Below are 22,631 nucleotides of genomic sequence, written 5' to 3'. Positions count from 1 at the left end.
TGAGGCTCGCGGGTTAGGTTTGCATTGGAACATTCATTCTTTAGCGGCAGTGCCGGTTGTGCGGATCGCCCGATCCCGTGCGAAGGAATCGCAAACTTCTTTCAGGGCCGCGGTGAAGTCTTCCGCAAGTTGCAAGAGGCCATTCCTATCTGCATGGCTCGATATTTCCGCGCCCTTGATTGCACATCGGAATCCTAGGAAACGATCTCGAACGGCGGCGAGAGCGTCGTAATGATCGATATCAGAGGTGGGTGAAGCCTCGGCGGGTTTCATCGGACGCCTCGAAGGGGAAGACCTATCGGAGCATTGAGTACCAAGGCCGCCCGTAGGGCGGTGTGATCTTCTTGGAGTCGAAGTGCCATATCAGATGACCATCGTCGTTCTGACCGAATAAAGTCAAAAGTCCCGAGTGTCCTGGCGTCCCGTGCAGAGTCTCAAACATAGAGATCAGCGCGTTGGCCGAGGTGCAAGTGCCCAAACTGCAGCGAATACCCAAAAGATAAAAGTGTAGCCCAAAAAGATATTCAGGGCTCCAATTTGCCATTTGCTCGGATGACCCCGAAAGAAAGCGAGGTATGTGGGCAAAGGGTAAATCACAAACACAAAGATTAGAATAAATAGAGCGAAGGGGTTTACTGGCGAATGAGCCAAGAAGCCGTTCAGTGAGTTAGCGTCCATTGTGAGTTATTCCAGCGTTGATATACGAAATTCAATTAAGCCAAAGCGAAGTTAACCGAAGAGGCCGGGATCAGCGCTGCCCGTCGGCCTCACCTTCGATGCCGTAAGCGTCATAGACGGAGTGATCGGTAAGGGCGTGATCCGAAACGCCCCAGATAATCGCCGTCACCGTCGAGCAGCAGGCCAAAGTCGAGAAAGGTGCGCCCGCCGTTTGCTGCCAGCTCGACGCGGTTCCGTCGATCTCAACCGTTCCCCGATGGATTTTGACCCTCACCGCTTGCCCCATTCTCGATGACGCCGGCGACCCAACCGACTTGTGACCAGAAAGTCGGAACGTAAGCTAAGCTAATATGATGGCTATATCCAGTGGTTTTATAGCCTCCCTAATGCTGCCCTTCGTTCATGAAGGGCCGGGCGCTTGTGGCGCGAAATCTCAGACGGATTCGAGTGAAGCAAGGTATCTCGCAAGAGAAACTTGCGGCGGATGCGGCTGTCGATCGCTCTTATCTTGGCGGGCTTGAGCGGCAGGAGGAAAATCCGACCGTCGATCTGCTCGACAGAATCGCCGCGGCGTTGTCGGTCACGATCTCGGAACTGTTCGCACCGCCTGTGCCGGGAGAGAAAGCGCCCAAACCTTTACGAAGCGGCAGAAAGCCGGGCGCCTAACAGGTAGTTCCGGCGAGTAAAAACGCCAAAAAGCCAAAGATTCTAGCCGCATGGCCTTGGCGACGGCCTATCTTGACGGCATCCATAAGCTGGATGCTCCCGTCCGGGGTGACTCAGTTATCTGACTTATTTCGGCAAGAAATTGGCTGACGGCCTCTTTTGCGCTGAGAATCCCGAAAAGGCTTATGGACACAAATGGGAGTCAGCGGCACCCTATGCGGTACCCGGAAACTCGAACAAAAAGCATGGATACCCTTTCAAAAAAAGAACGAAGCGCCCGCATGGCCTTGATCCGCAGCAAGGATACGAAGCCGGAAATGATCGTGCGCTGTTCATTGCACCGGCTGGGTTATCGTTTCCGCCTTCACAGGCGGAGCCTGCCCGGAGTTCCTGACCTAACATTCCCATCTCGAAGGAAGGTCATTTTCGTGCATGGTTGCTTTTGGCACGCCCATGAAGGTTGCAGCATCGCCAATATGCCGAAGAGCAGGCGTGATTATTGGGCGGAAAAGTTCCGGCGAAACAAGGAGCGCGACCTTTCTAATATCCAGCTCCTGCGACAGGACGGGTGGAAGGTACTGACGCTTTGGGAATGCGAAACAAAAGCACCTGAGCGTCTGGCAAGGAAGCTGACTCATTTCCTTGGCCCCGTGTCTAACATCGCAGGGAGTCCCATGCATGGTTGACACCAGCGTTAAGGAGACGGCCAGGGGCCGCGCCGGCACCAAGAGGCTGCATTTTGATGTAAGTACCGGCTTGAAGCGGGTCCTTGGCCGAGAGCTTATTACCGACGACGAAGTCGCCATCTTCGAGATGGTCAAGAACTCCTATGACGCGAACGCCACCGAAGTCTGGCTCTTTTTCGGGGAGAGCAGCGTCGTCATTGCCGACAATGGGTGTGGCATGTCGCTTGAGGACATCCAAAACAAATGGTTGTTCGTCGCCTATTCTTCAAAGCGTGAGGGGCGCACCGGTAAGGATTTTAGGGATGTTGCGGCGGACCGTTCCCACTACGCTGGAAGCAAAGGCGTAGGGCGCTTCTCGTCAGACAGGCTCGGGCAAGAACTCATCCTGCAATCACGGCCCCACGGAACTCGCGCAAAGACTGTGCATCTGCTCACGGTTGATTGGCAACGGTTTGAAAAGGACGACAAAGAGCACTTTGAACAGGTTCCGGTGACTTACGCCGAAGCTGCTGAGTTCGAATTGCCAGCAGAAATGCGCCGATTCGGCAATAAGCTTCGCCACGGCACGGTTATCGAACTGAAGCGGCTACGGGTTCACTGGGACCGGCAACGCCTACTTGAACTCAAGGCTTCATTGGCAAAACTCATTAATCCATTCGGCGATGGCGCCGACAGTTTTTCCATAACCATCATTGCTCCTGGTGAACGACAGGGGGACAAGCAAGCCGAGGCTAAGGCAAGCAAAGACGATGAGGACACAGTTGCAGGCCAAATTGTAAATGGCCAAGTTGGAAACTTCATCTTCTCCGCCTTGCGGGAAAAGACGACATTTATACGCGTCGATATCGAAGACGGTCACATAAACACTATGCTGACCGACCGTGGCGAGATCGTCTACAAAATTCGGGAGCCAAATCCCTACAAGCGCCTAAACCATTCCGGGTTCAGGGGTGAAATCTATTATTTGAACCGTTCCGCAAAAGTCACCTTTGCCCGGCGAGTCGGACTACCCTCGGTCCAATTCGGTTCCGTCTTCGTGTTCAGGAACGGCTTTCGAGTATATCCGATAGGAGAAGATGGCGACGATTGGTTTGGCTACAACAGGCGCAAGCAACAAGGACATAGTCGCTTCTTGGGTTCTCGCGAAATCATTGGTCGGCTAGATGTTTTCGGTTCTGACGAAGATTTCCAAGAAGCCTCAAGCCGAAACCAAGGTCTCATAGACTCGCCTGCTGTCAGAGAGTTGCGTGAGGCCTTTATGGAATATTGTCTCAAGCGACTTGAGAAGTATGTTGTTCCTGTCTCTTGGGTTGATAAGGGCGAGTCTGATACCGACGACCTTTCTCGCCTCCTGACAGACGATGGCCGCGCCAGGGTGTCTGCTGCTGTTGCAAGCCTTGTCGACAATGATGATGTAGAGCTTCTTCAATACAGCAAGCGTCTCGTCGGCTTACTTAACGAGCGCTCTGAGCAATTTGAGTCTTCCTTAGTTAGCCTTCGGTCGATCGCCGAAAAAGTTGGAGATGCCTCGCTATTGCGCAGGCTGGAAGGCGCTGAAAAGCGCTTCGAAGAACTGAAGAAAGCAGAAGCCGAGGCAAGGAAGGTTGCGGACCGAGAGCGTGAGGCGGCAGAGGCGGCGACAGGCCGTGCCGTCATCGCAGAAGCCGCGGCAAAGCGGTCGGAAGCGGAGGCTGAGACCGAGCGGCGGCGATCAAGCTTCCTTGAAAGTGTCGTAAGCTTGGATGTGAAGACGATACTAAGCCTTCACCACCAAGCGACCATTTATGCCGTCGCGATACATCAACAAATCGAAAACCTTCTTGCTGCAACAGCCGACAAGAAGTCGATTCCTAGGGAAGACGTGTTGAAGGCTGTGGAGCAGATGGCTTTCCTAAACCGGAAGGTCATGGCGGTAACAAAGTTCGCTGCACGCGCCAATTTTGTCTTAGACTCTGAAAAGATCAAAGCGGACTTTCCGGCCTTCATCGCCGACTATATTGACCAGATTGCCCGTACTTCTGGCAGCGCTCGCCTCAAAATAGAGTTGGTCAATGAACATCCTGGCTTAGAGATGACGTTCAACCCGATGAACGCTGCTATCATTGTCGATAACCTCATCAGCAATGCGAGGCGCGCCCGGGCCACCCGGATAAAGTTCGAGCTGTCTCCGCTGGAACGTTCCGGAATGGTCATGAAAGTGAGCGATAACGGAAACGGAATTGCAACGGGTGCGAATAAAAAGCGTCTTTTTGAAATGGGCTACACTACGACCCATGGGTCCGGCCTTGGCCTCTATCACGTACGGCAAGTTCTGGGCGAAATGGGGGGGACCATCGAACTCGATGAAGACACAGAGCGTGGAGCCGCCTTTATTATTAAAGTCATTGGCGGAAAGAAACCAAAATGAGACTCGATTTCAACGTCCTTTGGGTCGAAGACCAGCCGAACTATGTCGAGCCACAGATCACCCCTATTAAGCAACGGATGCGCGAAGAGGGATTCGAATTTAATCCCATACTTTGCCAGTCAATAGAACAGGTGCGCGATAAGATCGCCGACGAGGTATTTAAGGATGAAGTCGATTTACTGTTGGTGGATTTCGACCTAGGGGCTGGAGTCCAAGGTCAGGATGCAATTGCCGAAATACGAGGTACCGTACCTTATAAGGACGTTATTTTTTATTCTGCAAACAACTCTGCCGACACACTGCGACAGCTCGCGTTCGAGAATAATCTTGAGGGAGTCTTTTGCGCTGGCCGAAACGACCTTATCGAAGAGGTCATGGGTGTTTTTGAATCTCTCGTGAAGAAAGTTCTCGACCTTGACCACACGCGCGGCATCGTCATGGGAGCGACTGCGGACATTGATCAAATGGTCAATGAGTGCCTTCTACTCATGCACGAACAATTAGATGCGGGTGGCAGAGCAAGTCTACTTAAAGACGCATTGAGGCATATCGAAACTCAAATAGCCAAGATGAATAAAATCTATGCTGAACTCCAAGCCGCCACGCATATATCAAATTTTTCCGAAGCCCATCTAATTTTCACGGCATATGATCGCCTGCGAGTCTTGGCCGGTCTGCTTAAACAAAAGCCTTTCGAAGCGCACAAGCAATATCGGACTTCAGTTGTCGATTACCAGCAGAAAGTGGTACCTGGGCGGAACATACTTGGCCACCAAGTGCTCTTGCCTGAAGGTAGGCCGCAAGGAGTAACGGATGCCAGTGGGCAAATTATAAGCCTCGATAAAACCCGCGAGCTTCGACAGACGATATTAGGCTTGCGCACGAACTTCCGGGACCTTTTGGCTGCGATGAAGGGAACAACGTGAAATTTTTCGCACCTTCGTTTTAGGTTTTTTTGTAAGTATGTCCTTCAACAGCTCTCCCAAGGCCTCGGCGACAAGGGGCGGGACAGCGTTCGCGACTTGGGTAAAGCGCGGTACTTCGCGCCGCCGCCGATCTCCTCCGGTCGTATACTTCCCTTTGAATGAAAACCAATCGGGAAATGACTGGAGCCGGGCGTTTTCACGCACGGTCAACGTCCTTGGCTCGCGATAATGTAGGAGGTCGTCCGGCATGCTGGTGATGGTCGGAGCCGGAAGGTCCGGGTCGAGCACCCTCAATGCTTGCTTTTTAAGTCCGTAGCGGGTCCGAAGTGCATTGCTTATCGAGGTATTGAGCCTTCCCTCCAGATGGCTTTCCTTGATGATGTGTGAGAACCGCTCAACGATTTCCGCAGAATGTCGTGCAAGGCGCAAATCAGATGTGCAAGTCGCTCCGCTTGCCATCAGTTTTTGAAATTGCGTGCGCGCGCCGGCATGGCAAATTTCTTCAAAGCCCGCCGTATCTTTTGAGGCCTGAACTCCCCCTCTAGCAACTTCTAAGTCAGAGATTGCCGACCAAGCACCAACGGGTGCCTTAATGCCTTTTGTCCTAAGGAAAGACGGCAAGCGGCGGCGTAGCAAGGTGAATGGATTTTCTTCGCAAAACCCTGGTTTTATCGCAATCAAGAAATAACGTGTCCGGGCTTGGGGTACTCCAAATTCAGAGACGTTAATCAATTCCTCGTAAACGTCATACTCTTCCGAAAGGCGGTTGCGGAGCTTTTGCGCATAGTTCTTGGACTTGCCTTCCGTATCAAAGTCGAGCGTAAAGCCACGCACGTTCTCTATGAGGACTGCCCTCGGCTGTAAGGCATCAACTAACCGCAAGTACGACGCAAAGAGTTGGTTTCGCGGATCATCATGTTGCCGGCGCCCGGCGCTTGAAAATCCTTGGCAGGGCGGCCCGCCGACAAGAAGGTCAATCGATCCCTTGAGTGCTTCAAGCTGGTGTTTATTCTTCTTTAAGAAAGTGCCAATTGAAACTGGCTCCTTTCGGAGCCATTTCGGCCATTGAAATTTGTAACGGGTGTCGGCGCCGACTAGGTTCGTTGAAAGGGTTTCAAATGCGAAGGCATCGTGCTCGATTGCGAAGCGGCCAATCAGGCCTGCTTGCATGAGCCCGAGCGAGAGGCCCCCACACCCGGCGAAGCAATCCGCGAACCTGATAATTTTTCGCCGCTTTAATGGCATGTTTTCCGGCGACCGCATCTTCAAATCCAATATGCATCGGTTTGAAGATGAGAGCCAGGTGCAAATATTTCGTTTAGGAATTTCCTAACCCGCTATTTCTGCCTCGAAAGGGCAATCGTCGCCTTCGACAGCCAAACTGGTAGATGAAATGAAAGTCGCCGACTCGAATGAACAGCCGGCGATTTTGACATTCAAGCCGCCTGATGGGATTTGCGTGTCTTTTTCGACGGCGCAGCCTGCTTCTCTGACGTGCGCTTCGGCTTAAACGTTCCGCTCAAGGCAAGTTCGATCTCCCCATCGACCAGCCAGAAGTCGCAGTATCGGCGATAGAGGGTTGAGGCCTCCGAGGTAGCACCGGCTTCCTTCATGGCCTCGATGACAGTTTCGAGGGTGACGTTGATGAAGGGCACGAGTCCCGCCACCGGCTCCTTGAGCTGACGGACATAACCGTTCGCAGCACTTTGGACCAAATGGTTGAGCCGTGGCGCGATGAGGACGAAATAGCCTTCATCATAGAGCCCGTTTTGGATCATGATCTGCGCGAGACAATGTTCCCGCCAAAGCTGCTGGAGCGGATTTGTGCGCAATTCCGCGTTGTCAGCATCGACGAAGAGGCCCGTTTCGCGGGAAAGTTCATCGTAGCGAGGCCGAAGGGTCGGCACGGGTTCCGTGCAGCTCTCCGAATATTTCACCTCTACGGCGATGAACCCGCGACGGCCGGCGTCGGTCGTATAGCGCATGACAGCATCGAAGGCGGTGCCGTCATGCGTGAAACGCGGGTCTCGGCGCGCTGGGGAATGTTCGAAGATGACCTGGGTGATCGTGCCCATGAAACCAGGGATGATCTTTCTCATGACAGCGGTGGCCAGTTCAAGGTCAAGCCGCATTGGTCCGATCAGGTTGAAGACCAAAGGCGTGGACGATAACAAATTGCAGTAAAGCCTCTCTTCGTCGATGGCCGCGCCGATTTCCCGGTAGCAGACTTCTTTGAAGGCGAGAGCTGCGATGTCGCGGGAAATGAAGTTCGCGCCGGTCCTGGCCGCCGCTGAACTAAGACGGCTGCCGAGCCGAACCGCTTTGCCCTCGGACGAGATATAGGTCCCGGCCGGCAATTGCTTATCGGTTCGCCAGAGCGCTTGGAGCAGGCGAGCGGAGGCCCGAAAGCGCGAGTCGTGCGGTTGATGAACCTGATGCTTCCGGAGAACGGGCTCGGGGATAAGCGGCAAGTAATCGAACTGTTCAGGGAATTCGGGTGCCATGAAAACCTCCTTGTAGGCGAAGGAGATTCACGGCGGTCGATCCGTTGTTGCCAAAAATTAGTGACGTTCTTGCATCAGCGGCAGTTTTTCGCAGGGCATTTTCGAGAAAAATCGCTGTTTCGGGCCAAGTGGCGGTCGCTGGACTCTATATTACACGTCGGGGACCGTTTCCGGTCTTCATCGGGACGCTCCGACACTCATGAAGTGAAGGAGATTGTCCAATGTTGGCTATAGACGAAGAACGCGCGCGATATGCGCATATCGACCTCCGCCCGCTCGACGGCATGTCAGTCCGGGATGCGTGGCTTTGGATTCTCGATCTCAAAGACCCTGACCATCAAGCCTATGCTCTCGTCGAATACGTTATTTATCTGGATTCAGACGATCTTTTCAATCTCGGGCGTTCGCTTGTCAACCGCTGCCAATCTCGGCCAGACCGTGGAGCATTTGCTCCTCCCGCTCTCGCCGATCTTCAAAAATGTTACGCAGAGCACGACTCGTCAGTGTTGCACTTAGCCCTGACCGGCCGCGTGACCAAGCGCAAAAACCGCGCATATGTTCAGCGGCCTGGGTGGTACTACTTCTCCGGTATTGAGGCGTCCTTAAACGGGCAGAAGACCGGCGCTAAGCAGGACCCGAGTTCGCCCACCCCCTGATTTCAGATCCTTAGCCAAACGGATTTCAGAAAGCCCAGCGCGTAAAACTGCCGCGCTGGCATTGAAATCAAATAGTTGGCTGCATGCTGATCGCCACTCCATGCGCTGCGAAGCCATTGGTCAGTGGCGCAGATGCCGAGCAGCTTCCCACGACGAACCGCATGGCGGGGACGGGGCTATTGAAGACCCCGCTCCCGCGACGATCCCCTAAATTCATCGGAACTGCAATGATAAGTGATGACACAATTGAATGGCTGCGGAGCTTCACCGACCCTGCCGACCGCGCACGAGCTTTGATCGGGTCCGGCCTTGCCGGGCATCCTGATCCGCGTATCCAAGAACTGGAACGGTACGCTGGGGGCTTCGGCGATGAACACCGAGAGGTCCTGCGCGTCCTGACGCGTCAGCCGAAGCGGACCTTGGAAGTATGGAACCAGCAGCAGCGGGCGGCCCGTATTTATGGTCCGCGCCCCCCGCTGCCGAAATTTGGCGCGACCCTCCCGGATGATGGCTGGGAGCCAAAGCCGGAAACCGTCGAAGGCAATCAGGGGCAAGCTAGTTCGTCATCGGCATCTGTCGCGGGACAAGCCATCGCAGCCTCGCATCGGGACACCGATGATGGTCGTGCCGACGGCGTGAAGCGCGGTGACGAGCGGGAGCTGAAAATTTCTCGTGAACTCTTCCTCCGACTTGAACTGGCAGTCAACACCGCGGCGTCCGGAGCCTTACCAGGGGCCGTCGGTCGCGTACCGACCACGCCAGTGGCTATCGATCCCAATAATCCCTTCACACGTGGGCCCAAGCTGCGCTCGTCCGTGTTGACCCTAAAGGACGCGACGAAGATATACGATGGGATGGCCTTCGCCATGTGGCGTCACGGCGCGATCATGAATGTGCATGTCACGATCGTTTGGAGCGCCGCGAACGTGCAGCCGTCGGCGGCGACCGTGATCTTGGGCAGATATCTTAACGAAGCGCAAAAATGGGCGCGTCGCGGCAGGCCGTGGCATGAACGTCTACGCCGCCGTGCGGAGATGCGAGAAGGCGACGAATTGTTTTGGGTTTACGTCCATGAAAATGGGCACGCGCGCGGCTTTCATACCCATGTCATGGTGTCCCTGCCGGTTAAAAACATCAAACCCTTTGAGGCTTGGTCGCATCAATGTCTTAGGCGGCTTTGTCGGCGCGAGCGCTTGCCGGGCAATGTGTTTCGATTACGCCGGTCCTATGCGACTTCGGAGGCCGAAGCCGTGCGGGCTGGCTGGCGCTGGTATCGCTACCTCATGAAGCAGACCGATCCTGGCGCAAAGATTAGGCCGCCGAAGTCATTAGTCGAGTTCAGCGCTCGCCAAATCTTGAAGCCCTATCGGTTTAGAACCTCGTTGCCCGTGCAGTGCGCGCAGTTGGTCGGGCTCAGTCAAAATATCTCGAAAGGGGCGCAGAGGCAGTATCCCTTTATCAATCGCCTGAAGCGGGGCGAGCTTCACGCCATCTATGATGGGAAGGAACTCGCCGAAGGGCGCGTCTGGCGGGAACAGGACCCTGAATATCTCGCTGCCCTCATCAATGCTTGGTGCGAGCGGCCTTAACAAGATCGGCGGTGCGCGAGTGCTTGTCGATTTCAGAACAGTAAGAGATTCGATTTCCGAATTCAGCGTAGGGGTTTCCAAAAAACTGACAAGAAACCAATGATTTACACCATAGGCGACGAAGAGTTGTTCTTCTGGCGAATTGGCCCTGAAAGTCGAAGGAAGAGGTCAGGCTGATGAAAAAGACGGCCAACGAGGTGTGTCGGCGTCATGCCCGGCGAAACACGGCGAAGTCTGGGACGGTGTGGTCGGTCTTAGGATGCAAGGAGGCAGGAGGTGAGGTGGGCGGCCATCACCGCACATAAAAATTCCCTCTCCCCCGGGGGTAAAGCAGTAAGTAAAAGAACTAAACTAAGAAACTCTGACAGTATTTAGACAGTAAGTCTCAAGAGCTTGACGTTGAATGTCAGTGTTTAATAAAAATGGGGTCTGTCAAGACTTTGACAAGCCCCATTTTAACGCATGGTCAGAGCGTTTTGGAGAGTGGCCTCAAGCCGTCGCTTGGCCGGGGCAATGAGGCGTCTGCATCGAGCAGTTTGAGAAAAGCGTTCAAGCCACGAACCAGCTCTTTCTTTTGGCCGTCCCGCTGAATCGAGCCCGTACCTGGGTAGAAATTATAAGGCCCAACTTTGAGCTGATAGTCCGATGTCCGCCGCAGCGGATAACCGGCCCGCAGGATTTCCTCTACAGCCTTCGTCAGGATTGCCGGGTCGCCCCTCAGATAGAGGTCAATGTCGCTTTTCTTCTTAGACATTGGCAGCCTCCCGAAGAGGGCGTGATGCCAGCCAGCGAGAGGCTTCCTCGACCGTGACAAGGGTCCGGTGGCCAGCCTTGACGGCTGGCGGATTTGCTCCCATGCCAAGGTGCGGCCGATGCCGGCCCAGCGGGCAAAGCGGTCAACCGACATTGCGCCTTGAGGATGTGGTTCTTGGATTTGAGGCATTCTTCTTTACTCCTGCGCCGCCTGATTGACGGCGCAGGGATATAGGCGGCGACATGAAGAGACTTCAGGCGACCGAACGCGACTTGCCAAGCGTTTGCGGGGTGTTGGTTGACGGCTCTTCTTCGGTGGAGAGCGCAGAGTGTTTGTTGAAATCTCTGCGTCACCATAAAGCCCAGTGGCCTCTAGGCATCGTGATTCATTGCTGATGCGACAGCACTCGGATCAAGCAGAAAGCTGTTTGCAAGGAGGTAGGCTGAGGTGAACCCCGCATCCAGGGGTCCACGCCAGCTTGGCCACTGAAGATCATCGTCTAGCTGTTAGCTAAAAGCCGCCTCCTGCGACTTCGTCAGGCGCCCACGTCATCTGCCTTCAGGGTCCAGACCGCATGTGTTTTGTCGCCGACTTCAGCCAACAATTGATCGACGTCGACCGGAACGTGCTGCTCGGTCATCGAGGCGATCGGGTGAAATTCGGGTGTGTGGCTGGTAACCCGGCCAAATTCATCGCAGTGATGGTGCGCGGCTCCCGGCAGCATCTCCATCGGCAGGGGGATTTTGGCAATGGGGTTGTGATAAACATTAAGACCCTCGATCCAGTCCTCATCGTAGCCGGTCGAGTTCACGATCACCTTGAAGAGCTTCGGATGCGTCGCATTCGGGTTATGGTCGACCATCATCCCTTTGCGAATGACCAAGACGCGCTTGGACCCGAACTTGCCGAGGACGCCCAGCCGATTGAACTTCGCGATGGTGCCCGCAGTGGTAGATATAACCGCGCTGACGTTCTCCGCGCCCGGTAGCCTGAAGAAGCCAGAGGGGATCGTCTTGTCCTCCCACTTGTGCTCGTCGATCCGTTGGGGCAGCATCGTCAGGTTGCCGTGCGCGTCGGTTTTCGCAACTTGTTCATAGCCGAACAGGTATCGTGTGAGGGCGGATGCCGAACGCACCATCGACATGGGAGCGGAAAAATCGGCGACAGCGAGGACGAACGGCGCCCCAGCGACGTGCTCTTGTTCCCAATACTTCTTCTTGAGCTTCGAATAAAGCGGGCTACCAAACTTGATCGGCATGTATTGCTTCATGAACAGATCGATCTCTTCCGGCGTTTCCGTAGGCGGCGCCGGAACGAGCTTCCCGTTCTTCAGCGTCGGTCCCACGGTCACGGCTTCGACGAAAAGCGAGCCGAGCATCCCGTCGCAGCAGAAGTCTGGCGTGTTGTGACTGCGGTCCAAAACGTAGCCGGCTTCGATTAGCATAGCGAACAGGTACAGCTCCCAGATGCGTTGATCGAAGCCGGTCGTCTGGAACTGCTCGACGAAGTTGCCGTCGGCATCTTCGTGCCATCGCATCAGTGACTCGATGATTCCGCGCGCCGGCGAATAGCCCTCGTCGTTGGTGAGCCGCACGAACGAAGGGTTGAGCCGCCCTGCGTTGTGCAGGTGGGCGAAGAAGTCGACCGGCTGTCCGTCCTCGTCACCCTGGTAGTGATCCTCGGCCCGCGCGCAGGCGGCTTCCCGCATTCCTACGAACAGAGATTCCTTGCCCCCTTCGGGCGTCGGGTGGAATTCCGTCACGTTCACGGCACGGAACCGCAGCTTCCGGTCCCGTGCCATCACGATGCCCCCAAAGTCCCGGTCCGCGATATCCCTCGTCGCGATACCGATCACGTCGCCACCAGCGGCTTCGAAAAACGCCAACTCGTCGAACACCAGCCACGAGCCTGGCGCGCGGGCATATCCGCCCAAAGCGTTGAAGCGGGTGAACGAGATCTCGGTTATCTGGGGGTCGTCCATAGGCTCATCATCGCACAGCGACTGCCGACTCGCCAGCGGGGACGGTGGTCTTGTCCCTTTTTGCAATCGGGTTCAGCCATCCCACGACGGCGAACATGGCCCGCTCACGACGATGGAACGGACGCCATTCGTGGGTAACGACGTCTGCCTTTTAGCTTGCGAAGTGCGCAGCAGTGCAAATCGTCAAAAGTGATTGTTCAGACTCATTTCGTTTAGGGCGTTGAGTAGCCAGCTCCGCATGTACTCAATACGAAGGACAACTATTCCTGTATCGCCCGTGCGCCAGCGGCAGACAATGCCGCTTACACGGGCCTCTGCCGGTGTCCATGCCTGATCGGCAGATAGGCATTCCACGTAGCGCGTGTTCCAGACAGTTGAGCCACTGAAACCAGGTGGCAGCGGCAGACTACGATCGCCATCGATCATCTCAGCCTTTTCAGGCGAATGATGGAGCGTGAAAAAGAACCGGCTGTTCAATCCATCTGGTAACTCCGCCATCTCCTGCGTTCCATAGGAGGTGGAACCGCTAAGCAGGTTCTCGAAGTGGAAGCTCGAATTCTCCTGCGCATAGCCACGGAAAAACAGGATTTCACGAGGGACGGGGACATGCGCCCAAGTGATCAGCGCTTCGGGAATAGTCGCCGCTTGATGGCTTGCCTCCCACACCTGGGCAGTGATCGGAGCGATTGCGCAGTCGATCGGGTATCCTGCGGAGACCTGCCCATTCAGCATCCGAAAGACATTGTCGGTTCCTCGTAGACCGTACGCTAAATCCGGGAAAGGATCGCCGGTCTTATCGTCGATCAGCACATGTTCGTTCGTCAATAGAAAGCGCCGACTGAATATCTCGATGAAGGAGCCAGTGCCAGACAAGCGGGGCACATCGTTCGGCTTCTCGTACGAGATAGGCGAGACAAACGGGGCCGTAAAGTTTTTCATCTGCGCGACTGCCTGACGTGCATGTGCCTTCCATTCGTCTTCTGTCATGACCTCTTTCATTCGGGCGCCTCCGTTGATGTCCAGCAGCAAGCAGACGAAGATCCATATGATTTTGTGTGGTTGTATTCTACCCCACGGTCGTCCTAAACGGACGCGCTCGTCCTTCAAGGGACGACAAGGCTCAGAGGTCGCTCATCTGCGAGGATTGAATGACAGCAGACGGATGCAAATAGGCGATCATATAGCGCCCGTAATGTGCCGCGATCTTTAACGTGTTTGCTGCCGAAGATTTTGCGTTTAGGATGGGATCGGAGCAAAAAGATCGGCAGAAAAACACCCGAACCCGACTACAAATTTTTAATGTTGGTACACGTGTTGGTACAAAAAAATATATGCTTGTAAAATACAATATTTTTCAAGTGTATAAGTACATAATTCGGTTCCCTCTTGCTCATTAAATCCATCAAAACAATTACATTTGATTTTGGGGTTGGTCCAGCCGCGGGCTGATGGGCTCAAGACCCCTCGCTCCGCGCCCAAGACCCTGCGCGACGAATGCCCCCGGAAACGACTCGAATAGCTGACTGAGTCCTCCCTGAGCGGGTCGGTACATCGATTTCTTTTGCGTCGTGCGATCCCTCCGCGCACCTGGCAGCGGCCCGCCGTGCCGCTTCATCGGAGCCGGGCACACCAGTTGCCTAGATGAATCCCCGCGCCGCCAATTTGAGGCGAGCGCGGGGAAAGGGCTGGGCCCTGCGGAGTTCAGCTTTTGAAGCGAACCAGAGGGCGGTTTTTGGTCCAAAGGACGCTGAGGTCGCCCTTCGTTATCGCCACTTTGCTGAGGACAGGAATGGCAAGCGGAACGCAGAGCTTGCCCTCTTCGTCGGTAAAAACCGCCGTCCATAGGGCTACCACCGCGCTGTCCTTGGACTCGAAGAACTTGCTGAAAGCCTTCACGCCGCGCTCTTGGATGGCAAGGCCGTCCGCAATTCCCAAGCACCCGTCGAGCAAATTATTGCTCTTCAGGTGCTCGTAGGCGTCCAGGCCCGTGAACTTGCCGTCTCCCTGACCTGCGATGAACGAGAGATCCATGTTTGTTTTGAGGTCGTATTCGGCCGGACCGGTCAGTTCGAGTTCAGGGTGCAGCGGGGTTTTCATCCATTCGGGATGGGCGGGCGCAGCCGTCCGGTCCACATGGAGAACGGAATCGATCTTTTCTTCCACCGGGGCGGCTTCTTTTATTTTTGACTTCTTAACCGGGGCGGCCCCAGGGCCTTCGTCGGGTTCTGACATGACATGCTCCTTGTCATCAGTGAGTTCGTCCACTCGGGGTGGCGCTGATGGCTTGTTTGCCATCGCCGATCATAGCCCAGAATGAGCCCCTTCCGCGACGGCAAACGCACGTAGGTCAAAAATACAAGCGCCGATAATCCCATACAAGACTCAAGCCGCGTCAAAAATCCTGCATACTTGCGGCAGTTGGCACTTACCGAATGGCCGACCTCTTCGCCGGCCGCACTATCCGGCTGCTTGCAGGATCAGCTGGGTGATCTCATCGGGGTGGGAAATCAGCGAAAGATGGCTCGCCTTCACTTCGATGGTCGTGGCGCCCATGCGCTTGGCCATGAAACGTTCGAGATCGGGGTTGATCGTCCGGTCTTCCGTCGAAACCGCATAAAAGCTCGGCTTCGACCGCCAGGCAGCATGCTCGGTCTTGCCGGCTAACAGAGCCTTATGAAACGGCTGCTGGACCGCATAGAGAACCTTCGCCCTTGCTTCCGGCAAGTCGCCCGCGAAATCGCGCAGGAACGCCGCCTCGCCGAGACGCCCCTCATCGCCGTCGAAGACGATTCCAGCGGACGCCGGCGGCGTCGGATATGTCTTGGCCAAGGCTGTGTAATCCTCGCCCGCATCCGGTGCCCGCGCTGCGATATAAACAAGTGCCGAGACGCTCGGATGCACACCGGCCTCGGTGACGATCATTCCCGAGAACGAATGCCCGACCAGCACGGTCGGGCCATTTTGCTGCGCCAGTACGCGTTGGGCCGAGGCCACTGCTTCTGGCAGCGTTGTCAGAGGATTTTGGACGGACGTGCAGTTGAAGCCTTGCGGCTGCAATCTCGCTATCACCTCGGACCAACATGACCCGTCAGCGAATAGCCCATGCACGAAGACGATGTTACGCGCCTTCGTCGGAGCCGGGTTTGCGGCCATGCCGCGGGTCGAAATCAATGAAGCGGCGGCGCCGGCAACAATGGCGCGCGAAAAAATACGTCTGTTCATCATCATAATCTTTCTTCCTTCGATCATCGGGAAGGCCGAGTCATTCCTTACGCCTTCCCAGCAAGCCTTGGGCTCCCGGCGCTGGCACCGGGAACCGTATCGTCACGTCGCGAGCGCGGCTTCCTCGGGTGCGAGTACCTTGTCTTTCGTTCTGATTACATAGAACGTCGGTATGTCGCGCCAAGCTGCCGTATTGACTGGAAGCCCGTCGGCCAGTCCATGCACCGTTATTTGATCGCACGCCGGATGACGGAGGCTGCATTTCTACTCGAATCAAGTGACGAGGGGATTGCACGTCGAGCGGGCTATGAGACTGCCACTGCATTTTCGAAGCTGTTCCAACGACATCACGGCCGCGCATCAACCGCTATACGCTTTTCCTTATTCCGCTCTAGCGACAGCCGCCTTCCGATCGCCGGCATGCCTCATCACAAAAATGTTCCCGCTCGCCCGGGGCGCGCGAGCATGGCCGAAGCCTTGGTGGCCGAACAAAACTCACAAGGCACTCATGGGAGCGGCGGACGAATGCCGGGCCTCCATTGCTTATGAAGGGACAGGCATTTTTGCGGACAGCGATAATCTCTCCAATATCGCATTCACGAAATTCTTCGGGTCATTTTGAAAAAATCAGCAGCTTGGACGCAATAAGACTTTATTTGCATAGGCTTGAGACGTCCGCTGCTTTTGTCTATATCTGCGTATCGGACGTCCCCGCGCGGCCTTGTTCATCTGTCGCGTGGGTTTGAACGGAGTGCGCGGAATGCATCTAAGTCGTCGCGGCTTTATCAAGCTCACTGGCGCCGGTCTCGCTGCAACCAGTCTTGGTGCTCTTGGCTTTGGCTTCGCAGGTGCCGCGCTTGCGTCTTCGCTCCGGCCTTACAAGCTGGCAGCCACAACCGAAACCCGCAACACCTGCACCTATTGCTCGGTTGCCTGCGGCATCCTGATTTACAGTCTTGGCGACCGCGCGAAGAACGCCAAATCCGACATCATCCATATCGAAGGTGATCCGGACCATCCCGTGAACCGCGGCACGCTTTGCCCCAAAGGCTCGGCTCTGCTCGATATCGTGCATGCGCCCACACGGTTGAAGTATCCGCAATATCGGGCGCCCGGCAGCAGCGAGTTCAAGCAGGTCTCGTGGGATTTCGCATTGAGCCGCATAGCGACGCTGATGAAGCAGGATCGCGACGCGAACTTCATCCCCAAGGACTCCGCCGGCACGACGGTCAACCGATGGCTCAGCACGGGCATGCTGGCGGCCTCCGCGTCGTCGAACGAGACGGCTTATGTGACATGGAAGGTCGCCCGAGCCCTCGGAATGGTGGTCTTCGACAACCAGGCACGCGTCTGACACGGACCGACGGTGGCCAGTCTGGCCCCAACATTCGGTCGCGGTGCAATGACCAACACGTGGCAGGATATCAAGAATGCCGATGTTGTTGTGGTCATGGGCGGCAATGCCGCCGAAGCGCATCCGTGCGGTTTCAAATGGGTGGTCGAGGCAAAGATCGAGAACGCGGCCAAGCTCGTCGTAATCGATCCGCGCTTTACGCGCACGGCAGCGGTCGCCGATGTCTATGCGCCGATCCGTCCGGGAACCGATATCGCGTTCCTCAACGGCATGATGCGCTATCTTCTGGAGAAGGATGCGATCCAGCACGAATATGTGCGGGCCTATACCAATGCCGGCCTGATCGTGAAGGAAGGCTACGGCTTCGAGGATGGGCTGTTTACCGGTTACGAAGCGGATAAGCACGCCTACGACAAGTCAAGCTGGGACTACGAACTCGACGAGAACGGCTTTGCCAAGATCGACGACACGTGGCAGAACCCGCGCTGCGTCATCAACCTGCTTCGCCAGCATGTAGACCGCTACACGCCGGAAATGGTGTCGCGTATCTGCGGCACCCCGCGCGATAAATATCTGCAGATCTGCGAACTGTTCGCCTCGACCTCCGCGCCCGACAAGGCGTTGACGAGCATGTTCGCACTCGGCTGGACCCAGCATTCGATAGGGACTCAGAATATTCGCGCTATGGCGATGGTCCAGCTCCTGCTGGGCAATATCGGTATCGCCGGCGGCGGGATGAATGCTTTGCGCGGTCATTCCAATATTCAGGGGCTGACCGATATCGGCCTTCTGTCAAACCTGATGCCGGGTTATCTCACGCTTCCGAGCGATAAGGAGACCAGTTTCGAGGACTATATGAAGAAGCGGCTCTTTAAGCCGCTGCGTCCCGGACAAACCAGTTACTGGCAGAACTATCGGAAGTTCTTCGTCAGCTTCCAGAAGGCGATCTACGGCGACGCTGCACAGCCGGACAATGACTGGGCCTATGATTGGCTGCCGAAGCTCGATATCCCGCTCTACGACATCATAAAAGCCTTCGAGATGATGGCGAATGGCGAGATGAACGGCTACATCTGCCAGGGCTTCAATCCGCTGCAGGCATTTCCGGACAGAGGCAAGATCCGCAAGGCGCTGGGCAAGCTGAAATTCCTCGTCGTGATGGATCCGCTCGACACGGAGACATCGAGGTTCTGGGAAAATTTCGGTCCGCAGAACCCGTCCGATCCGGCCTCGATCCAGACCGAGGTCTTCCAGCTTCCGACAACCTGTTTCGCCGAGGAGGACGGCTCGCTCGTCAATTCGTCGCGCTGGCTGCAATGGCATTGGAAGGCCGCAGAGCCGCCAGCCGAAGCGCAGAGCGACATCTGGATCATGTCCGGCATCTTCCATCGGCTGCGTGAAATGTATCGCAAGGACGGCGGCGCGTTTCCAGACCCGCTCCTGAACCTGACCTGGAATTACACGAATCCGGTCGATCCGAATCCGGAGGAATTGGCGAAGGACATGAACGGTCGCGCCTTGGTCGATATCAAGGACGCCACGGGTGCAACGACATTACGCGCCGGTCAATTGCTGGATGGTTTCGCGCAATTGCGCGACGACGGCACGACCATGTCAGGCTGTTGGATCTTCTCGGGCTCCTACACCGAGAAGGGCAATCAGATGGCGCGCCGCGATGCGACCGACCCGCGCGAGCAAGGCATTGCGCCGAACTGGGCCTGGGCCTGGCCGGCCAACCGCCGGATTCTCTATAACCGTGCCAGCGCGGATCCGGCCGGCAAACCCTGGAACCCAGAGAAGCCGATCATCGAATGGAACGGCACGAAATGGGTCGGCATCGATGTGCCCGACTACGCGCCGACGACGAAACCTTCCGATGCGGTCGGTCCCTTCATCATGAATGCTGAAGGAGTCGGGCGGCTTTTTGGGCGCGACCAATTGGTCGAGGGACCGTTCCCGGAACATTACGAACCGTTTGAATCGCCGTCGCCCAATGTGCTGCACCCCAAGGTCAGCACCAACCCCGCGGCGCGCGTATTCGCCGACGACCGGGCGGACTTCGGAACCTCGGCGGATTTCCCCTATGTCGCGACCACCTACCGGCTGACCGAACACTTCCACTTCTGGACCAAGCACGCGCTAATCAACGCGATTCTCCAGCCGGAGGAATTCATCGAGATCGGCGAGGTCCTAGCGAAGCAAAAGGGAATTACGCAGGCCGGATGGGTCCGCCTGACGTCGAAGCGCGGGGTGATCGTGTGCAAGGCCTATGTCACCAAACGTATCCGTCCGCTGATGGTGGACGGAAAACCAACCCATGTGATCGGCGTGCCGCTGCATTGGGGCTTCACCGGCCAGGCCCGCAAGGGCTATGGCGCCAATACGCTCACGCCGTCGGTCGGCGATGCCAATACGCAGACCCCTGAATTCAAGGCATTCCTTGTAAACATCGAGAAGACGACACCGCCCGTCGCTTAAAGCGGCGTCGTTTCAAGTTGAATGGTGAGCACGCTTTAAGCAGTCGTTTAACCGCATGATCCTGTCCAAAAAGTCTGCTGCTTTTTGGGATCATGCTCTAGAGCGGGATGAGGAAAAGTGTGAGCGGTTTTCCGCCCGCGTCCCGCTCTAAATCATCGTGATGTAAGGAGCCGTCGATGGCAGATCTGCAATCGCAAGATTACATCCGGCGCTCGGCGTCGACCCTGACGCCGCCGTCGGTTCGCGATCACGAGCAGGAGGTCGCGAAACTGATCGACGTGTCGCGCTGCATCGGCTGCAAGGCCTGTCAGTCGGCGTGCATGGAGTGGAACAATCTGCGCGGCGAGGTCGGATATTTCGAAGGCACCTACGATAATCCGCTCGACCTCGATCAGAACACCTGGACGGTGATGAAGTTCACCGAATGGGAGGATGACAAGGGCAATCTCGAATGGCTGATCCGCAAGGACGGCTGCATGCATTGCGAGGACCCTGGCTGCCTCAAGGCGTGCCCGGCGCCCGGCGCGATCGTGCAACATGCCAATGGCATCGTCGATTTCATCAGCGACGCCTGCATCGGATGCGGCTATTGCGTCAAAGGCTGCCCGTTCAACATTCCCCGCATCAGTCCGGAGGATCACAAATCCTACAAGTGCAGCCTGTGCTCGGATCGGGTCTCGGTCGGGTTGGAACCGGCCTGCGTCAAGTCATGCCCCACTGGCGCGATCATGTTCGGGTCGAAGACCGACATGACGACATGGGCGGGGGAGCGTATCGTCGATCTCAAGTCGCGCGGCTTCGCCAATGCCGGCCTCTATGATCCGCCGGGCGTGGGCGGCACGCATGTCATGTATGTTTTGCAGCATGCCGACGACCCGACGATCTACGCGGGCCTGCCTAAGGACCCGCATATCAGCGTCTTCGTCTCGATCTGGAAAGGACTTCTGAAGCCCGTGGCTCTGGCCGGCATCGCCTTCGCTGCCATCTCCGGCTTCATGCATTGGATCACCGTCGGGCCGAACGAGGTGCAGCCGGAGGACGAAACGGAAGCGCAGCGCCTGCTTCGCGAGGAGCCGCCAAGCGTGAAGGATGCTGCACAATGACCTATCCCAGAGGAACATTGATCCGCAATCCGACCCTCACCCGGGTCAACCACTGGATCACCGGCGGCTGCTTCGTCCTTCTATTGCTCTCCGGGCTTTCGATGTTCGACCCGTCGCTGTTTTTCTTGTCGGCACTCTTTGGCGGCGGTCAACAGACGCGGGCGATCCATCCGTGGATCGGCATCGTGCTGTTCATCAGCTATGCCGGGCTGATCGTACAGTTCTGGCGCGACAATATGTGGAGCCGCGACGATATCGCCTGGCTTCGCGCGATCAATCGTGTGCTGGTGAACGAAGAAGAAAATGTTCCGGAAGTCCCCCGTTTCAATGCTGGCCAAAAATTCGTCTTCTGGTCGATGGCGCTGCTCGTGCCAGTGCTGCTCTTTACGGGCCTGGTAATCTGGGAATATTATTTCTCGACTTACACCTCGATCGAAACGCAACGCGTCGCGGTCCTGATCCATAGTCTCGCGGCAATAGCGGCGATCCTCGTGTGGATCATCCATGTCTATGCCGCGATCTGGGTCAAAGGCTCGCTTCGGGCGATGACGCAGGGCTATGTGACGCCGGGCTGGGCGTGGCGGCACCACCGCAAGTGGTTCAGAGGGCTGGCGGCAAGTGGCTCCCGCGGGCCGACGCCGCGCGCCCACAGCGACGCGCCGCGCAGATGAGAAGCAACGCATGAGGCGGCGTCGATGAGACAAGGCGAAGTTGGTTCTCAAGGCGTCTGGATCGGCGATCCGCAGGGCGGCGTCACGGCGCCCGACGCGCTGATCCTGCCCAACCTCGCGACGCGATTTTCCCGGACCGCCGCCCGGCTGGAGGTTCTGTCGGCCGGCCATCCATTGGAGGAATGGCTGCGCTTCATGGCGCAACTTGCGAAGGCTCAGCACCTTGCCGCAACGAAGCTCGGGCCGTTCGCCGGGCCGGATCTCGCCGCGGTGGAGCAAGCGGTCGAAGCGGGCATGCCACCTCTCGCGGCCGACGGCCATCGGCGCGACCCCGTCTGGCGAAACGGACTGGCTCTTGTGCTCGATGAGCTCGACAAGAGTGCCGCGCCACCGGAAGCCTTGGCAGAGATGGCGAAGCTGCGGGCTTATGCGCCGGAAGCGGTCGAAGCTCTCGCCGACGGCTTCCTGCATGGCAGCGTCGATCCTTCCGATGCGGGCGCCGCGCTCTATGTGGCGGCGGCTCTGCAAGTCTATTTCACGAGCCTGGCGTCTCGTTTGCCCGCGCCGTCCTTGTCGCTGTTGCCGCAGCGCGGGCTTTGTCCCTGCTGCGGCTCGACGCCGGTTTCCGGCGTGGTGACCGCGTCGGGCAAGACGCCGGGCACGCGTTATCTTTATTGTTCGCTCTGCTCTACGGCATGGAACCATGTGCGCGCCGTTTGCATCACCTGCGGCGAGGCGCGCTCCTTGATGCAGGAGGGAATCGAAGGCGATTCAGGCGCCGTCAAGGCCGAGACCTGCAACGAATGCCACAGCTACGCGAAAATGCTCTATCAAACAAAGGATATCAACGTCGATCCTTTCGCCGACGACCTCGCGACATTGGGGCTCGACATTCTCGTCGGCGAGGCGGGCTGGTCGCGCCACGCGCCAAATCCGCTGCTGCTTGCCGGATAATC

General features: G+C 56.7%; 20 protein-coding genes and 1 pseudogene. 11 read left to right on the top strand and 10 right to left on the bottom strand.

Annotated features, from left to right (window positions below; all coding sequences use genetic code 11):
- Positions 1 to 33: 33 nt before the first annotated feature.
- The 3 genes from A3OQ_RS0102290 to A3OQ_RS24780 all read right to left on the bottom strand — a co-directional run bounded on the left by A3OQ_RS0102290 (position 34) and on the right by A3OQ_RS24780 (position 964).
- The gene (locus tag A3OQ_RS0102290; RefSeq protein WP_020173738.1) at positions 34 to 273 is read right to left on the bottom strand and encodes a hypothetical protein; all 240 of its coding nucleotides are present in this window, start codon (positions 271 to 273) and stop codon (positions 34 to 36) included.
- Positions 274 to 447: 174 nt separating this feature from the next.
- Positions 448 to 678 (bottom strand): superinfection immunity protein, encoded by a 231-nt coding sequence (locus A3OQ_RS25310; protein WP_020173737.1) that lies wholly within the window; start codon positions 676 to 678, stop codon positions 448 to 450.
- A gap of 70 nt (positions 679 to 748) precedes the next feature.
- Positions 749 to 964 carry a hypothetical protein gene (locus A3OQ_RS24780; RefSeq protein ID WP_020173736.1) on the bottom strand — a complete coding sequence of 72 codons (216 nt, stop codon included), beginning with the start codon at positions 962 to 964 and terminating at the stop codon, positions 749 to 751.
- Between the two features lie 116 nt (positions 965 to 1,080).
- Here A3OQ_RS24780 and A3OQ_RS0102275 point away from each other — a divergent pair, with 116 nt between their 5' ends.
- From A3OQ_RS0102275 to A3OQ_RS0102260, 4 genes are all read left to right on the top strand, one after another.
- Positions 1,081 to 1,344, top strand: a complete 264-nt coding sequence (locus A3OQ_RS0102275) for a helix-turn-helix domain-containing protein (protein WP_026595409.1) — start codon at positions 1,081 to 1,083, stop codon at positions 1,342 to 1,344.
- A 245-nt stretch (positions 1,345 to 1,589) separates the two neighbouring features.
- Positions 1,590 to 2,030 (top strand): very short patch repair endonuclease, encoded by a 441-nt coding sequence (locus A3OQ_RS0102270; RefSeq protein WP_152428294.1) that lies wholly within the window; start codon positions 1,590 to 1,592, stop codon positions 2,028 to 2,030.
- Positions 2,023 to 4,437 carry a sensor histidine kinase gene (locus A3OQ_RS0102265; RefSeq protein ID WP_020173733.1) on the top strand — a complete coding sequence of 805 codons (2,415 nt, stop codon included), beginning with the start codon at positions 2,023 to 2,025 and terminating at the stop codon, positions 4,435 to 4,437. The genes A3OQ_RS0102270 and A3OQ_RS0102265 overlap by 8 nt, the downstream gene beginning before the upstream one ends.
- Positions 4,434 to 5,363, top strand: a complete 930-nt coding sequence (locus tag A3OQ_RS0102260) for a DNA-binding transcriptional response regulator (protein ID WP_020173732.1) — start codon at positions 4,434 to 4,436, stop codon at positions 5,361 to 5,363. Before A3OQ_RS0102265 ends, A3OQ_RS0102260 begins: the two co-directional genes overlap by 4 nt.
- Here the strand turns inward: A3OQ_RS0102260 and A3OQ_RS21165 are convergent.
- Together A3OQ_RS21165 and A3OQ_RS21160 are read right to left on the bottom strand one after the other, a co-directional pair.
- Positions 5,307 to 6,626: a DNA cytosine methyltransferase gene (locus A3OQ_RS21165; RefSeq protein ID WP_244427078.1), complete on the bottom strand. Its 1,320-nt coding sequence runs from the start codon at positions 6,624 to 6,626 to the stop codon at positions 5,307 to 5,309. The two genes, A3OQ_RS0102260 and A3OQ_RS21165, sit on opposite strands and share 57 nt — an antisense overlap.
- A 173-nt stretch (positions 6,627 to 6,799) precedes the next feature.
- On the bottom strand, positions 6,800 to 7,867 hold the full coding sequence (locus A3OQ_RS21160) for a PGN_0703 family putative restriction endonuclease (protein WP_020173728.1): 1,068 nt from the start codon (positions 7,865 to 7,867) through the stop codon (positions 6,800 to 6,802).
- A 221-nt stretch (positions 7,868 to 8,088) separates the two neighbouring features.
- Between A3OQ_RS21160 and A3OQ_RS0102240 the strand changes: the two genes are divergently transcribed.
- Together A3OQ_RS0102240 and A3OQ_RS0102235 are read left to right on the top strand one after the other, a co-directional pair.
- Positions 8,089 to 8,523, top strand: coding sequence for a hypothetical protein (locus A3OQ_RS0102240; RefSeq protein WP_020173727.1), 435 nt, complete (start codon positions 8,089 to 8,091; stop codon positions 8,521 to 8,523).
- Positions 8,524 to 8,606: 83 nt separating this feature from the next.
- Positions 8,607 to 10,112, top strand: coding sequence for a hypothetical protein (locus tag A3OQ_RS0102235; protein ID WP_020173726.1), 1,506 nt, complete (start codon positions 8,607 to 8,609; stop codon positions 10,110 to 10,112).
- A 466-nt stretch (positions 10,113 to 10,578) separates the two neighbouring features.
- On the opposite strand, the gene A3OQ_RS0102230 is transcribed toward A3OQ_RS0102235, so the two are convergent.
- From A3OQ_RS0102230 to A3OQ_RS0102205, 5 genes are all read right to left on the bottom strand, one after another.
- Positions 10,579 to 10,866, bottom strand: a complete 288-nt coding sequence (locus A3OQ_RS0102230; RefSeq protein ID WP_152428293.1) for a hypothetical protein — start codon at positions 10,864 to 10,866, stop codon at positions 10,579 to 10,581.
- Between the two features lie 535 nt (positions 10,867 to 11,401).
- Complete coding sequence (locus A3OQ_RS0102225; RefSeq protein WP_020173724.1) at positions 11,402 to 12,847, bottom strand: hypothetical protein; 1,446 nt, start codon at positions 12,845 to 12,847, stop codon at positions 11,402 to 11,404.
- Positions 12,848 to 13,030: 183 nt separating this feature from the next.
- A complete protein-coding gene (locus A3OQ_RS0102220; protein WP_152428292.1) occupies positions 13,031 to 13,846 on the bottom strand; it encodes a hypothetical protein in 816 nt (271 codons plus the stop codon).
- Positions 13,847 to 14,548: 702 nt separating this feature from the next.
- Positions 14,549 to 15,079, bottom strand: a complete 531-nt coding sequence (locus A3OQ_RS0102210) for a hypothetical protein (protein ID WP_152428291.1) — start codon at positions 15,077 to 15,079, stop codon at positions 14,549 to 14,551.
- Positions 15,080 to 15,304: 225 nt separating this feature from the next.
- A complete protein-coding gene (locus A3OQ_RS0102205) occupies positions 15,305 to 16,075 on the bottom strand; it encodes an alpha/beta fold hydrolase (protein ID WP_026595406.1) in 771 nt (256 codons plus the stop codon).
- 195 nt (positions 16,076 to 16,270) lie between these two features.
- On the opposite strand from A3OQ_RS0102205, the pseudogene A3OQ_RS24990 reads away from it, so the two are divergent.
- The 5 genes and pseudogenes from A3OQ_RS24990 to fdhE form a co-directional block, all read left to right on the top strand.
- Positions 16,271 to 16,468: pseudogene (locus A3OQ_RS24990) on the top strand (AraC family transcriptional regulator); the annotation flags it as partial.
- A 361-nt stretch (positions 16,469 to 16,829) separates the two neighbouring features.
- Positions 16,830 to 19,901 carry a formate dehydrogenase-N subunit alpha gene (gene fdnG / locus A3OQ_RS0102190; RefSeq protein ID WP_083931453.1) on the top strand — a complete coding sequence of 1,024 codons (3,072 nt, stop codon included), beginning with the start codon at positions 16,830 to 16,832 and terminating at the stop codon, positions 19,899 to 19,901.
- Positions 19,902 to 20,077: 176 nt separating this feature from the next.
- Positions 20,078 to 21,004 carry a formate dehydrogenase subunit beta gene (fdxH, locus tag A3OQ_RS0102185; protein WP_020173716.1) on the top strand — a complete coding sequence of 309 codons (927 nt, stop codon included), beginning with the start codon at positions 20,078 to 20,080 and terminating at the stop codon, positions 21,002 to 21,004.
- The gene (locus tag A3OQ_RS0102180; RefSeq protein ID WP_020173715.1) at positions 21,001 to 21,675 is read left to right on the top strand and encodes a formate dehydrogenase subunit gamma; all 675 of its coding nucleotides are present in this window, start codon (positions 21,001 to 21,003) and stop codon (positions 21,673 to 21,675) included. The genes fdxH and A3OQ_RS0102180 overlap by 4 nt, the downstream gene beginning before the upstream one ends.
- Before the next feature lie 24 nt (positions 21,676 to 21,699).
- Positions 21,700 to 22,629, top strand: a complete 930-nt coding sequence (gene fdhE, locus A3OQ_RS0102175; RefSeq protein WP_020173714.1) for a formate dehydrogenase accessory protein FdhE — start codon at positions 21,700 to 21,702, stop codon at positions 22,627 to 22,629.
- Positions 22,630 to 22,631 lie beyond the last annotated feature (2 nt).

It is taken from the genome of Methyloferula stellata AR4, from assembly GCF_000385335.1.
GTDB lineage: Bacteria > Pseudomonadota > Alphaproteobacteria > Rhizobiales > Beijerinckiaceae > Methyloferula > Methyloferula stellata.
The sequence above is the reverse complement of the archived record's forward strand: the minus strand, read 5'-3'. Positions and strand labels throughout refer to the sequence as shown.

Excerpts from the sequence above, each read along its gene's own strand:
- A3OQ_RS0102205 (WP_026595406.1), bottom strand. The coding sequence starts at position 16,075 with ATGATGATGAACAGACGTATTTTTTCGCGCGCCATTGTTGCCGGCGCC.
- A3OQ_RS0102260 (WP_020173732.1), top strand. The coding sequence starts at position 4,434 with ATGAGACTCGATTTCAACGTCCTTTGGGTCGAAGACCAGCCGAACTAT.
- A3OQ_RS0102235 (WP_020173726.1), top strand. The coding sequence starts at position 8,607 with ATGCTGATCGCCACTCCATGCGCTGCGAAGCCATTGGTCAGTGGCGCA.
- A3OQ_RS24780 (WP_020173736.1), bottom strand. The coding sequence starts at position 964 with ATGGGGCAAGCGGTGAGGGTCAAAATCCATCGGGGAACGGTTGAGATC.
- fdxH (WP_020173716.1), top strand. The coding sequence starts at position 20,078 with ATGGCAGATCTGCAATCGCAAGATTACATCCGGCGCTCGGCGTCGACC.
- A3OQ_RS0102270 (WP_152428294.1), top strand. The coding sequence starts at position 1,590 with ATGGATACCCTTTCAAAAAAAGAACGAAGCGCCCGCATGGCCTTGATC.
- A3OQ_RS21160 (WP_020173728.1), bottom strand. The coding sequence starts at position 7,867 with ATGGCACCCGAATTCCCTGAACAGTTCGATTACTTGCCGCTTATCCCC.
- A3OQ_RS0102180 (WP_020173715.1), top strand. The coding sequence starts at position 21,001 with ATGACCTATCCCAGAGGAACATTGATCCGCAATCCGACCCTCACCCGG.
- A3OQ_RS0102210 (WP_152428291.1), bottom strand. The coding sequence starts at position 15,079 with ATGTCAGAACCCGACGAAGGCCCTGGGGCCGCCCCGGTTAAGAAGTCA.
- A3OQ_RS0102290 (WP_020173738.1), bottom strand. The coding sequence starts at position 273 with ATGAAACCCGCCGAGGCTTCACCCACCTCTGATATCGATCATTACGAC.
- A3OQ_RS0102230 (WP_152428293.1), bottom strand. The coding sequence starts at position 10,866 with ATGTCTAAGAAGAAAAGCGACATTGACCTCTATCTGAGGGGCGACCCG.
- A3OQ_RS0102225 (WP_020173724.1), bottom strand. The coding sequence starts at position 12,847 with ATGGACGACCCCCAGATAACCGAGATCTCGTTCACCCGCTTCAACGCT.
- A3OQ_RS0102275 (WP_026595409.1), top strand. The coding sequence starts at position 1,081 with ATGAAGGGCCGGGCGCTTGTGGCGCGAAATCTCAGACGGATTCGAGTG.
- fdhE (WP_020173714.1), top strand. The coding sequence starts at position 21,700 with ATGAGACAAGGCGAAGTTGGTTCTCAAGGCGTCTGGATCGGCGATCCG.
- A3OQ_RS0102240 (WP_020173727.1), top strand. The coding sequence starts at position 8,089 with ATGTTGGCTATAGACGAAGAACGCGCGCGATATGCGCATATCGACCTC.
- A3OQ_RS0102220 (WP_152428292.1), bottom strand. The coding sequence starts at position 13,846 with ATGAAAGAGGTCATGACAGAAGACGAATGGAAGGCACATGCACGTCAG.
- A3OQ_RS21165 (WP_244427078.1), bottom strand. The coding sequence starts at position 6,626 with ATGCGGTCGCCGGAAAACATGCCATTAAAGCGGCGAAAAATTATCAGG.
- A3OQ_RS25310 (WP_020173737.1), bottom strand. The coding sequence starts at position 678 with ATGGACGCTAACTCACTGAACGGCTTCTTGGCTCATTCGCCAGTAAAC.
- A3OQ_RS0102265 (WP_020173733.1), top strand. The coding sequence starts at position 2,023 with ATGGTTGACACCAGCGTTAAGGAGACGGCCAGGGGCCGCGCCGGCACC.